We start from the raw sequence: 11,642 nt of genomic DNA on the forward strand, positions 1-11,642 counted from the left end.
CTTTGGCATCTTACTCTCATCCTTTCCGATTTTTATTCATTGTATCAAAAAAGAAAAACTGTATAAACAATGAACTAGGATTCATTATTTACACAGTTTATTTTACACTTCCGCAAACCTTGAAATTAAAAGGTTTTGCTGTCCTCTGTTTGCCCTTATTTATGACTGAACCGTTCCAGTGAAGAATGCTAAATAAAGATTTTGTGCAAACTTGTCTGCATCTTTAATTTTCCACTGATCTTTGTTCGACTCTAAATTCATTTTTACTTTGACCGCTTTTTCAGAAACTTTAGCTTTAGCGATTGTTTCTTGGTAAACGTCAAGCATTGCTGTAGCCGCTTTTTTTGCATCGGTTTGAATGGATGGATCTTCTTTTACCTTCGCTTGCAATGCAGTTGTCATTTCTGCTTGGACACCTGTCATATCAAGGCCGTTAACAGAGATTTCAACAGTTGGTTTGTCTTTGTCGTCATTCGTTACTTTTGTTGTGTATTTCGTTACGTCTTTTACGCGTTTGGCAAATGTATCATATAATTTATCGACTTCATCATCGATACTGCCATCCGTGATATTTAAACTACTTGTAAACCCTTTTTTGAAACCTGTTTTGATTTCTTTTTGTAAATTCGCTGCGTCCTCACCGAAAACATCTTTAAATTTATCTGTATCTTTATTGTAGATAATCGTGTTGACAGCCACATCCGCTGCTTCTTTCGGCTCGACAGCACCGCTTCCACACGCTGTTAGAGCAATTGCAACTGTTAAAACTGCAACAAACAGTAAAGCTAACTTTTTCTTCATGTGATACACTCCTTTTCCCCAACTTTATTTCATACTCTTCCTATTTTAAAGGAATCCAAGCAGATTACAAGTATTTAGCTAGGATGTTCACCATTTATTCACAGAAAGACCTATTGCGCTGTTCCTGTAAAGAATGCACGATACAGTTTATTTGCGAAAGCTTCATCGTCTTTGATTTTCCACTGGTCTTCATTCGCTTCTAAATTCAACGCTACTTGAACGGTTTTTTTAGAAGCTCTAGCCTTGGCAACACTTTTTTGATAACCATCAAGTACTGCTTGTGCTGTTTTTTTCACATCTTTTTCAACGGATGGGTCAGCTTTTACTTTTGCTTTAAAATCCGCTAACCTTTCATCTTGAGTAGCGGCCATATCTAGACCATTAACGGAAATTTCAACAGTCGGCTTTTTCTTATCGTCATTCGTCACTTTTGTCGTGTATTTTGCAACCGTTTTTGCACGCTTAATGTAGGCATCGTACAATTCGCTAATTTTACTATCCATGCTACCATCTTTTATTTTCAAACTGCTCGCTAGTCTTTTTGTAAATAATTCTTTATTGTTTTTTTGTAATGCAGTAGCGCTCGTACCGAATGTATCCTTATATTTATCTGTATCTTTATCAAACATAATTGTATTGACCGCTATATTGGCAGCATCTTTTGGCTCTACAGCACTGCTTCCACATGCTGTTAAAGCAATTACAACTGTTAAAATTGCAACAAACATTAAAGCTAACTTTTTCTTCATGTGACACACTCCTCATTAGTCCATCTTATTTTCATACCTCCTTATTTTATAGGAAAAAAGATGGATTACAAGACATTAGACAGGAACGTCACAAATTCTTCAAAAATGCACCATAATTGCATAACTGCTTACTTTTTAGGAATGCTTGGAATAAATTTGGACGTGCGCTTAGCATAAGCTTGAAAATCAGGACGGTCCTTATATTTCTTTTCCAATAATGGCACGCCGGATACGAATAAAAGGAGTAACGTGATAATTATTGGTCCAATAATACCCCATAAACTCACGACACCAGTGATGCTCACTAAGAAAATACCCCACCAACTGAGTGCCTCGCCAAAGTAGTTCGGATGTCGCGTATATTTCCAAAGCCCTGTCATGATTAATTTCCCTTTATTTTCTGGGTTCTTTTTGAAACGGCGTAATTGTTCGTCTCCAACAACTTCGAAAAAGAATCCAATAACCCAAATAATAATTCCTACAAAATTCCACCATTCTAATGCGCCTGCTGAGGTCGTATTCACAAGCAAAATCGGCAAGCTGATAATATAGAGTAAAACACCTTGCAAAACAAAGACATTCAAATAGGCTTTTAGTTTTACAAAGCGCACGCCCCAACGTTGGCGCATATTGACGTAACGATAATCCTCAGGTTTTCCGATATTACGCTTCGCCAAGTGGAGAAATAAACGCATGCCCCAAATAAAAACAAAGATAGTTACTATAAGTCCCTGCAATGTCATCTCGCCACCGAAAAAATACGTGTACACAGCGACAATCACAAATCCAGGCCCCCATGCCAAATCGACAATAGAGTTATTTTGTAATTTTTGCGCCCAAAGGAATAGTATTGTAAAGTAAATCCATAATAATAGTCCCGCTATCCAATATACCATCTTATCATTCCTCTCCTTCATCTAATTGCATTCGAATCGCAATCGCGACACAGCCGATACCTGCGCTCATCGCGATAATTGATGAGATTTCCATCACATAGGCTGGTGGTTCTCCAATGATATTTGTGAACAGTGCCTCATATTCTGCTGCACGTTCTGGTGTATGCGCATGTATAATTGCATACTCAGCAACTTGACCATGCGTCATCATTTTCTTCACGCGCGCTACAATTTTCTTCGTACTGCTAGATAGGCTAAATGCAATGTCACTTACGGTTCCCGACCCAGTTTCAGATAAAGAAACGACCGGCTTCAGTCTCAATGTATTACCAATTGCTCCACCTTTTTCACCAAGACGCCCTGAGCGAATCATCGCATCTAGGTTTGGTACGCTGACAAAAATCTTTGTTTTTGAAATACTTTGTGCCACAAAATGTTGGACTTCCGTGAACGTTTTCCCTTGGGCGATTTGTTCTGCTGCAGCTTTCACGAGCAATCCTTGTGCTCCTGAATTTTGCCTTGTATCCATAACCACAATATCCTTAGAGACACTCGCGGCAGCCTTTTTTACCGTCTCATACGTTCCACTAAGTTTCCCCGATACAGTTAAAACAAGAATATTTTCAAAATGATTCGCCAAAAAAGACAACTGATTCGCCACCGCCTTCACGCTCGGTTGAGAGGAAGTTGGGTAGGTCTTACTGCTCGGTAGACGCTCAAATAATGATTCCGTATCCATTGTCACTTTATCCAAATAATCATTGCCAGCAAACGTTATGTGAAGTGGAATAACCTGAATCTGATATTTTTCTATCACGCTTTGTGGTACATCCGCCACCGAATCCGTTACCAATGCAATGCGATATTTACGATTATGAATCACATCAAACTGATTTTGCATATCGTCTACTTTTTGCTGAACCATCACACCATAATCCGCCAGATAAGCACATACCTCGCGTGGAACATCTGTATGAATATGCACACGAACCTTCGTATCCGTCCCAGCCACAATTAATGAATCACCAAAACGCTCCAAATTCGATCGAATCTCACCAGTATTAAGTCCCGCGCCATGCAACAACACCTCTGTACAGTAACGAAACACTGGTGCCTGATCCATCGCTTCATCTTTCACTAAACTTGGTAAACTCTCCTGCTTTGCAATGTATTCCTCATTCTGAATCACAGATGTAAACCCTTCAACAAACGTTAAAAATCCCTTTGCACCAGCATCCACAACACCATTATCTCGCAAAACTTGTAGCATATTCGGCGTATTCTCCAAGGCATTTTTTGCCTGCCTCAATGCATTTGCTAACACCTCTTGAAAAGTCGCACTCTGCTCGCGTGCCTGCATAATCGCCTCTGACCACGCCCGTATTACCGTAATCATCGTTCCCTCTACTGGGTTCCCCATCGCAAGGTACGCATAGTCCACACCGCCAGAGACACTTCGCGCAAAGCATTGCAACGAAACATGCTTATCATCTGATAAATGAAAATGCATACCATTTACATACTGCGCAAAAATAATCCCTGAGTTACCTCGAGCTCCAAATAATGCTGCCTCCGAAATCGTGTACAACGTCTCTTTTGCTGAGTTCCCTATCTTGGACTCCTCTACAATGGATAACATAGTCGATGCCAGATTGCTACCCGTATCCCCGTCTGCCACTGGAAAAACATTGATTGCATTCAGTCCATCTTTTGCATCAATAACCGCCTTAGCGCCTCCCAAGAAAGCATGGTATAACTTTTTACTATCTAAAAAATCCGTCATCGTTCCCATCCCCCCTTTATGAAATTCCCCATAATTTAGCTAAACTAAACACAATGCTTGAGGTTGCTGCTGTAATAAACGCTCCCCATACTAAATCAATCACTGTGACAATTACTGGCCAGTCTTTAAGCGTCGCCAAGTTTGTTAAATCGTACGTCGCATAACAAAGCAATCCTAAAAATGCTCCTGCAAAAATCGCAAACTGGATACTATTCTTTGCAAGTGCTGGTTCGATAACAAAAAAGACCATCCCGCATACAAATAATAGATAAAATAAAAGTGCCGCACCAAAACGCACATTGGTAGCCATCAAATCCCCTAGATAATGCTTATACAAATTTTTGGCGATAACCCCAAGCCACAAAGCATCAATTACTAAAAAAACGACAAGAGCCATTCCAGCAAGCTTCGCGAAATAAATCATAATGAACCTCTCCCTCATATTTCATTATACCCACCTTAAGCTCAAATTATAGCAATGAACTAGTAATTTTAGCTATTAATTTGTTTGTGGATAAAATCACATCAAAAAGAACCTTTTTATCTAGCCAAAATTCTACCTTTGTTAACATGAGTTTGTTACACTTTTGTTGATTCTGCATCCTAACCAACAGACTTAACCTCACTCGCTTAGTGTATGTACCACTTTTCTTTATAAAAACAAAGGGAAACTAGAAAATCGCGCGAAAACAAATTCCTAGTCTCTCTTTTTCTATTTAAACAAACTAATCCGACGAACACTTTCTTCAATCGCAGCATTCAAAATCTCGTCTTTACGCGTTGGATCATAATCTACACCTTCAACGAAAACGCTCGGTAAGGTTTCTACACCAATAAAATTCAAAATCGTATTGATGTAAGGTTCACCATGCGTCTCAAGATCTGATTCCCCAGTAGAATAAACGCCGCCACTACCATGAATTTGCAATGCCTTCTTGTTTTGCAGTAAGGCTTCTGGGCCATTTGCTGTATATCTGAATGTTTTTCCAGCAACAACAACTGTATCAAAATAAGCTTTCAACATTGGCGGAATACCTAGGTTCCAAAGTGGCGAAACAATCACATAACGATCTGCATCCATGAATTGTTGTGTCAATGCGTCAAATTTCGTCAACTTATCTTGCATCGCTGGATCTAAATCAGCGAAAGCTTTACCCCCACGTAATTCGTTACCAGCCGCCATAAATGCTCCGTCAATCAATGGGATATCTTGCTCATATACGTCAACTCGCTCAACCACATCATTCGGATTTTCTTGCTTGTATTTCTCCAAAAAAGCGCTCGCAACAACCATACTTCTTGAAACGTCATCTGGAAGTGGTGATGCTTTAATAAATAATAACTTTGTCAAAGGAATTCAACCCCATTTTCTGTTTAGTTTTTTCCTCCTTATTTTAGCCCAGTCTACCTCACTCGTCAATGAACAGTTATGGAACTACATACCCGAATCCGTAAGTGCTTGACAAATCGGCTAGTCATGCTAAACTAAATACAGAAATCCACTAGTGTATTACTATTATTAATACACTATTTTCCCAATAGAGGAACTGGAGGGGTACCTATGAAGCGTATTGAGCGTATTTATCAGTATATAAAGAAACATGACTATGACAATTTAAAGAAACAACTGGAACAAAATGAAGGTATTACTGCATCAGAAGTATCAGAAGCTCTCGATATTTTGCGAAACAACGTCAGTATGGAACTAAATGAACTGCACCGCCAAGGAAAAATCATTAAAATTGCTGGGCGACCGGTGCGTTATTTGGATCGTCAATCCGTAGAAGAAAAACTCGAGCGATTACTGCCAGAAGATGAACTCGAATTTGAAAACAGTCAGGCATTACTAAAAATCCTCCAACATAATATGGTACAACGAAGCCCATTCGATGATTTAATTGGGTCAGACGCCAGTCTAAGAACCCAGGTGGAGCAAGCCAAGGCCGCCGTTCTTTATCCTCCGAATGGTCTGCATACATTGATTGTTGGACAAACCGGAGTCGGCAAAACACTATTTGCTAATCTAATGTATCGTTACTCCCAGCACGCTGAACGCTTATCAAGTCAGTCCCCATTTATTATTTTTAACTGTGCAGACTACTATAATAATCCGCAACTGTTGATGTCTCATATTTTCGGTCACACAAAAGGCGCATTTACAGGTGCTGATAATGAAAAAGAAGGACTCGTCGAAAAAGCAGATGGAGGTATTTTATTCTTAGACGAAATTCATCGGCTCCCACCAGAAGGCCAAGAGATGATTTTCTACTTGATGGATACTGGTACATTTAATAAGTTGGGAGAAACGGATCGACGCAGGAAATCAAATGTACTTATTATTGGTGCAACAACAGAAGACCCCGAGTCCTCGTTGCTACGCACTTTTGTTCGTCGGATTCCAATTGTGATTTCCTTACCAAGTTTAGAAGAGCGATCAGCCAAAGAACGTGTTGACCTTTTGAAAAATTTGCTCTCTAATGAAGCGCATCGAATCAGTAAACCGCTACGCATTGAAGATGAAGCCGCCAAAGCTTTGATTGGAAACACAACTTTTGGTAACATCGGGCAATTAAAATCAAATATTCAGCTTGTCTGCGCCCAAGGGTTTTTAAATAGTTTTGATAAAGATGAAGAAATCTTAATCAACTTTAAAACATTACCGATAAACATCAAAGACGGATTTTTCCATTTTAGTGGGCGCCGAAAAGAATTACAGGAAATCTCAAAATACCTTGATCCTTACACGGTTATTATGCCTGAACGTGGCAAGCAGCTTATCAATTCCGATGAGTATGAGCCTGATTTCAATCTGTATAAAATCATTGAAGATAAGGCCTCCATTCTGATGGATCAAGGCGTTGAGGACGAGGATATCAAGAAATTCATCACGATGGACATCGATGTGCACCTCAACAGCTTCTATAATAAATTCAAGAACACGATTCACGACCGCGACAATATCCTAAAAATCGTGAATGAGGATATTTTAAATTTCACAGAAGACATTCAAGTAAAGATTGAGCAACAGCTCGGAAAAAAACTAAACGAGCGTTTCCTGCTAGCATTCAGTTTACATCTCACATCGTTTCTCAAGCGAGCGCGAAGTAACAAACCGCTTAAATATACAAATATCGAAAATGTCGTAAACGATAAACCGGAGAGCTATGCAATTGCGCGTGAGATGAAGAAAGAAATCGAAGCCGAATTTCAGATTCGAGTACCTAATATGGAAGTCCTCTATTTAACGTTACTGATCAGCTCGCTTCTTAAAGAACAAGAAGAAAATCGGGTAGCGGTCCTTGTTGCCACACACGGAAATAGTAGCGCAACAAGTATGGTTAACGTGGCAAAAAAACTGCTAGGTGAAGGCTTGGTGGATAGCATCGATATGCCACTTGATCTCAGCCCCAAAGTGGTGCTTGACAAAGTTACCCAACGTGCACGTGAACTTGATATGGGACGCGGCGTTCTTCTCCTTGTTGACATGGGCTCACTCACAAGTTTTGGCCCAGTCATTTCTGAACGAACCGGTATTCCCGTTCGCACCATCGACATGGTTTCCACCGCTACCGTTATTGAAGCTGTCCGCAAATCCAATATTCTTGACATGGATTTGAATAGTATTTACGATTCGCTTAAAGATTTCCGCGGCTATGGTGGTTACGATTCCGAAGCCACTGCTACACTTGGCGATAAGCCGCACGCGATTGTTACAATCTGTGCAACTGGCGAAGGAACGGCTGAGAAGCTGCAATCCTTCATCGAAAATATTCTCGAAAATCTTACTACCGACAACATTAAAGTTATTCCCATCGGTGTTCATGAAGCCGATCAAAGAATCGAGCAGCTTCAAGAAGAGAATGATATCCTTATGATCGTTGGCATCCATAATCCGAAAATCCAAATTCCATTCCTATCCATTGAACGCCTTTTCGCAAAAGATGGCGAAGAACAGATTATCCAACTCATCAAACAACGCGATATTTTCATCAAGAAAAACGAAACAAATTGGATTGCCCGCGAAGTCATCGAAGACAGTCTTGGCGAATTTTTAACCTATCTTAATCCGAAAAAAATTCTGCCTAGTCTGTTGAAATTTGCTACGATGCTGGAAACGCAATTACAATACACGATGGAAAATACGCTTAAAATCAATCTCCTTATTCATGTCGGGTGCGCTATCGAACGCATGGTTTTAAAAGATAGTCTGACTTACCATGAATCGAGCGAAACCATCCAAGGAACAACGGTTTTTAACGCTATTCAAGAAGCCTGTAATGATTGTTTCCAACCGATGAAACTATCCTTAACCAGCGATGAACAATATTACATTTATGACATAATAACAAAGACACATCAAACAAGTTAATCAAATTAGATGCTGCGAAAAAAATTGCTATTTATAATTTTTTTCGCAGTTTTTTTTAGATTGCCGTATTAGGGTAATAAACACTGTATGTAAGCATTGATATTCTAGCAGACAGTAGTGTATTACATGACATCTGTACCGTATCAATCTAACCTGCATACATTTTTTCAAGGATGAGTTTGCCCACGAAAGACGCATTCAGTAGTACAAGGAACACGAATACGAAACATTGGCATGCTCCTTGCAATACATATGGGTAAACACAAAATCCTAGCAAACAAAAAGGAGGAGTTAGTATGCCAGTAGGTATCATTATTGGAACGCACGGCGAGGCAGCCCGTGAATTGCTTAAGTCGACGGAAATGATTATTGGTAAACAGGATAATGTGGAATTTATCACGTTCGTTCCAGGAGAAAATACAGATACATTAATCCAAAAGTTCACTGATAAATTGGACGTTATTGATGCTTCTGAAGGTGTCCTTTTCATGGTTGACTTATTTGGTGGTAGTCCGTATAACGCGGCCAGCCAAATTGCTTTACCGAAAGAGAAAATGGATGTCGTAACCGGAACCAACATTCCGATGTTGCTGGAAACCCTATCTATGCGAGCGGTGAGTAGTTTTGAAGATTTGGTGCAAACTGCTCTTACGGCTGGTCGTGATGGCGTTAAATCACTAAAAGAATCACTTAAAAATGTCGAGGAGGATGATTTATAATGGATATCCGTTTAGCAAGAATTGATGACCGCCTTATTCATGGGCAAGTAGCCACTGTTTGGACAAAAGAAACACAGGTAGAGCGTATTATCGTATGTAATGACGAGGTTGCAAAGGATGAAATTCGCAGCACCCTTCTAAAACAAGTCGCACCGCCTGGCGTTAAATCAAGCGTGGTAGATGTTGAAAAAGGAATTCGTGTATACAATAATCCTAAATACGAAACAACACCTGTTATGCTACTTTTCACAAATCCAACAGATGTTGTGCGTATGGTAGAAGCTGGTGTTCCCATTACAACGGTAAATATTGGTGGCATGGCCTACCGTGACGGCAGAAAACAGATTACGAATGCTGTTTCTGTTGGTCCAGAAGATATTGAGGCTTTCCGTAAACTTGATGAAAAAGGTATTGAGCTTGAAATCCGTAAAGTCGCAGCTGATAGCAAAGTAAAAATGATTCCCTTACTAGATAAAGAAGGCTTGTAATTTTATTTTTCGAGCAATTTTAAACGTTATTTTTTAGGAATGAAAAATTGGGAGGGAATTTTATATGGATGCAATTCAATTAATCCTTGTCTTCCTCGTAGCCTGTGTCTGCGGTATGGGTAGTATCTTGGATGAGTGGCAGTCCCACCGTCCGTTAATCGCTTGTACTTTGACTGGGCTAGTACTTGGGGACATGGCAACTGGTATTATTATTGGTGGTTCACTAGAAATGATTGCACTAGGCTGGATGAATATTGGTGCCGCCGTTGCGCCAGATACAGCTTTAGCATCTTTAATCTCTACAATCCTAGTTATTACAGGAGGGCAAGACATCAGCGTTGGTATCTCACTCGCGATACCATTAGCTGCTGCTGGTCAAGTTTTAACGATTCTAGTTCGTACAATTACAGTCGGATTCCAACATTCTGCCGATAAAATGGCGGAATCTGGAAATCTCAGGGGAATCGATTTACTCCATGTCACGGCCTTGCTCCTGCAGGCTATGCGTATTGCGATTCCAGTCTTAATCGTAGCATTATCTGTAGGAACAGACGCGGTTACAAATATGTTAAATGCCATTCCAGACTGGTTGGTTAATGGTCTGAACGTTTCCGGCGGCTTTATTGTTGTTGTCGGGTATGCGATGGTAATTAACATGATGCAAGCGAAATACTTAATGCCATTCTTCTTCCTTGGCTTCGTAGTCGCAGCCTTCACCACATTCAACTTAGTAGCTCTTGGTGTCTTAGGACTTGTAGCTGCAATCATCTACATCCAACTAAGTCCAAAATATTATCTAAAAGAAGCACTTGCCCAGTATGATTCAAGTGGTGGCGGAGGTAGGTCTAAATCAGATGACGACCTAGATGACTAAAAAAGGAGGTAACCAAATTATGAGTAACGAAACTGCAAAAGTAACCGTTGGTGAGAAGAAGCTAACAAAAGGTGACTTAATGTCCGTATTTATTCGTTCCAACCTGTTCCAAGGCTCATGGAACTTTGAACGTATGCAAGCTTTAGGGTTTTGTTTTACAGTTGTCCCTATTATTAACCGTTTATATGAAGGTGATGAGCGCAAAGAAGCGATGAAGCGCCATCTTGAATTTTTTAATACACACCCTTATATGGGAGCTCCGATTTTAGGGGTAACCGCTGCGATGGAGGAACAAAAATCAAATGGTACACCAATTGATCAGGCTGCTATCAATGGTATTAAGGTTGGCTTGATGGGGCCACTTGCTGGTGTTGGGGATCCAATCTTCTGGGGAACTGTTCGTCCAGTACTTGCCGCGCTTGGTGCCTCTTTTGCATCAACTGGTAGCATTTTCGGGCCACTGCTATTCTTTGTACTCTTTAATGCGATTCGTCTTGGTTTCCGTTATTGGGGCGTTTTTTACGGCTATGGAAAAGGCTCCGATGTTGTCTCTGATATGTCAGGTGGCGTATTGCAAAAATTAACAGAAGGCGCCTCGATTCTTGGTCTGTTCGTTATGGGTGGATTAGTAAATAAATGGACAACAATTAATATCCCCATCGTTGTTTCTAAAACGACAAACCAGGAAGGGAAAACGACAACAGTTACTGTACAAGATATTTTGGATAGTTTGATGCCTGGTATACTGGCATTAGGACTAACTTTTGCTTGTATGTGGCTTCTGAAGAAAAAAATCAATGCACTTTGGATTATATTCATGTTATTCGGACTTGGTATTATTGGTTATATACTGGGAATCTTCGCCGTTCCAGGTTCGTGATGACGGATAATCGAGTAGGAGGAGCCGTTAGGCTCCGACCTCTCACACCACCGTACGTACCGTTCGGTATACGGCGGTTCAAT

11 protein-coding genes are annotated in these 11,642 nt (G+C 40.3%); 5 read left to right on the forward strand and 6 right to left on the reverse strand.

The features are described 5' to 3' along the window. Positions 1–159: 159 nt before the first annotated feature. The 6 genes from R8925_RS14955 to R8925_RS14980 form a co-directional block, all read right to left on the reverse strand. Positions 160–801, reverse strand: coding sequence for a DUF5105 domain-containing protein (locus tag R8925_RS14955; RefSeq protein WP_430536588.1), 642 nt, complete (start codon positions 799–801; stop codon positions 160–162). Between the two features lie 110 nt (positions 802–911). Further along, positions 912–1,550 carry a DUF5105 domain-containing protein gene (locus tag R8925_RS14960; RefSeq protein ID WP_430536589.1) on the reverse strand — a complete coding sequence of 213 codons (639 nt, stop codon included), beginning with the start codon at positions 1,548–1,550 and terminating at the stop codon, positions 912–914. 128 nt (positions 1,551–1,678) lie between these two features. Then, positions 1,679–2,446: a DUF1295 domain-containing protein gene (locus R8925_RS14965; protein WP_430536590.1), complete on the reverse strand. Its 768-nt coding sequence runs from the start codon at positions 2,444–2,446 to the stop codon at positions 1,679–1,681. Positions 2,447–2,450: 4 nt separating this feature from the next. Next, positions 2,451–4,229: a DegV family EDD domain-containing protein gene (locus tag R8925_RS14970; RefSeq protein WP_430536591.1), complete on the reverse strand. Its 1,779-nt coding sequence runs from the start codon at positions 4,227–4,229 to the stop codon at positions 2,451–2,453. Between the two features lie 16 nt (positions 4,230–4,245). After that, complete coding sequence (locus R8925_RS14975; RefSeq protein ID WP_430536592.1) at positions 4,246–4,653, reverse strand: DUF2177 family protein; 408 nt, start codon at positions 4,651–4,653, stop codon at positions 4,246–4,248. Positions 4,654–4,941: 288 nt separating this feature from the next. Continuing rightward, a complete protein-coding gene (locus tag R8925_RS14980) occupies positions 4,942–5,580 on the reverse strand; it encodes an FMN-dependent NADH-azoreductase (protein ID WP_430536593.1) in 639 nt (212 codons plus the stop codon). A gap of 210 nt (positions 5,581–5,790) precedes the next feature. Between R8925_RS14980 and R8925_RS14985 the strand changes: the two genes are divergently transcribed. The 5 genes from R8925_RS14985 (at position 5,791) to R8925_RS15005 (ending at position 11,559) form a co-directional block, all read left to right on the forward strand. Beyond that, positions 5,791–8,598: a sigma-54-dependent transcriptional regulator gene (locus R8925_RS14985; RefSeq protein WP_430536594.1), complete on the forward strand. Its 2,808-nt coding sequence runs from the start codon at positions 5,791–5,793 to the stop codon at positions 8,596–8,598. Between the two features lie 296 nt (positions 8,599–8,894). Beyond that, positions 8,895–9,317: a mannose/fructose/sorbose PTS transporter subunit IIA gene (locus tag R8925_RS14990; RefSeq protein ID WP_430536595.1), complete on the forward strand. Its 423-nt coding sequence runs from the start codon at positions 8,895–8,897 to the stop codon at positions 9,315–9,317. Then, entirely contained in the window at positions 9,317–9,805 is a 489-nt protein-coding gene (locus R8925_RS14995) for a mannose/fructose/sorbose PTS transporter subunit IIB (RefSeq protein ID WP_430536596.1), read from the forward strand. Before R8925_RS14990 ends, R8925_RS14995 begins: the two co-directional genes overlap by 1 nt. 64 nt (positions 9,806–9,869) lie before the next feature. Beyond that, entirely contained in the window at positions 9,870–10,679 is an 810-nt protein-coding gene (locus tag R8925_RS15000; protein WP_430536597.1) for a PTS mannose/fructose/sorbose transporter subunit IIC, read from the forward strand. A gap of 19 nt (positions 10,680–10,698) precedes the next feature. After that, positions 10,699–11,559: a PTS mannose transporter subunit IID gene (locus R8925_RS15005; protein WP_430536598.1), complete on the forward strand. Its 861-nt coding sequence runs from the start codon at positions 10,699–10,701 to the stop codon at positions 11,557–11,559. Positions 11,560–11,642: the final 83 nt, after the last annotated feature.

The sequence above is a fragment of the Listeria rocourtiae subsp. hofi genome, from assembly GCF_963575615.1.
Lineage (GTDB): Bacteria > Bacillota > Bacilli > Lactobacillales > Listeriaceae > Listeria_A > Listeria_A hofi.

What these genes read in the sequence shown, in the direction of transcription:
- R8925_RS14970 (WP_430536591.1), bottom strand. Translation starts at nt 4,229, where the DNA reads ATGACGGATTTTTTAGATAGTAAAAAGTTATACCATGCTTTCTTGGGA.
- R8925_RS15000 (WP_430536597.1), top strand. Translation starts at nt 9,870, where the DNA reads ATGGATGCAATTCAATTAATCCTTGTCTTCCTCGTAGCCTGTGTCTGC.
- R8925_RS14955 (WP_430536588.1), bottom strand. Translation starts at nt 801, where the DNA reads ATGAAGAAAAAGTTAGCTTTACTGTTTGTTGCAGTTTTAACAGTTGCA.
- R8925_RS14995 (WP_430536596.1), top strand. Translation starts at nt 9,317, where the DNA reads ATGGATATCCGTTTAGCAAGAATTGATGACCGCCTTATTCATGGGCAA.
- R8925_RS14965 (WP_430536590.1), bottom strand. Translation starts at nt 2,446, where the DNA reads ATGGTATATTGGATAGCGGGACTATTATTATGGATTTACTTTACAATA.
- R8925_RS14985 (WP_430536594.1), top strand. Translation starts at nt 5,791, where the DNA reads ATGAAGCGTATTGAGCGTATTTATCAGTATATAAAGAAACATGACTAT.
- R8925_RS14975 (WP_430536592.1), bottom strand. Translation starts at nt 4,653, where the DNA reads ATGATTTATTTCGCGAAGCTTGCTGGAATGGCTCTTGTCGTTTTTTTA.
- R8925_RS14960 (WP_430536589.1), bottom strand. Translation starts at nt 1,550, where the DNA reads ATGAAGAAAAAGTTAGCTTTAATGTTTGTTGCAATTTTAACAGTTGTA.
- R8925_RS14990 (WP_430536595.1), top strand. Translation starts at nt 8,895, where the DNA reads ATGCCAGTAGGTATCATTATTGGAACGCACGGCGAGGCAGCCCGTGAA.
- R8925_RS15005 (WP_430536598.1), top strand. Translation starts at nt 10,699, where the DNA reads ATGAGTAACGAAACTGCAAAAGTAACCGTTGGTGAGAAGAAGCTAACA.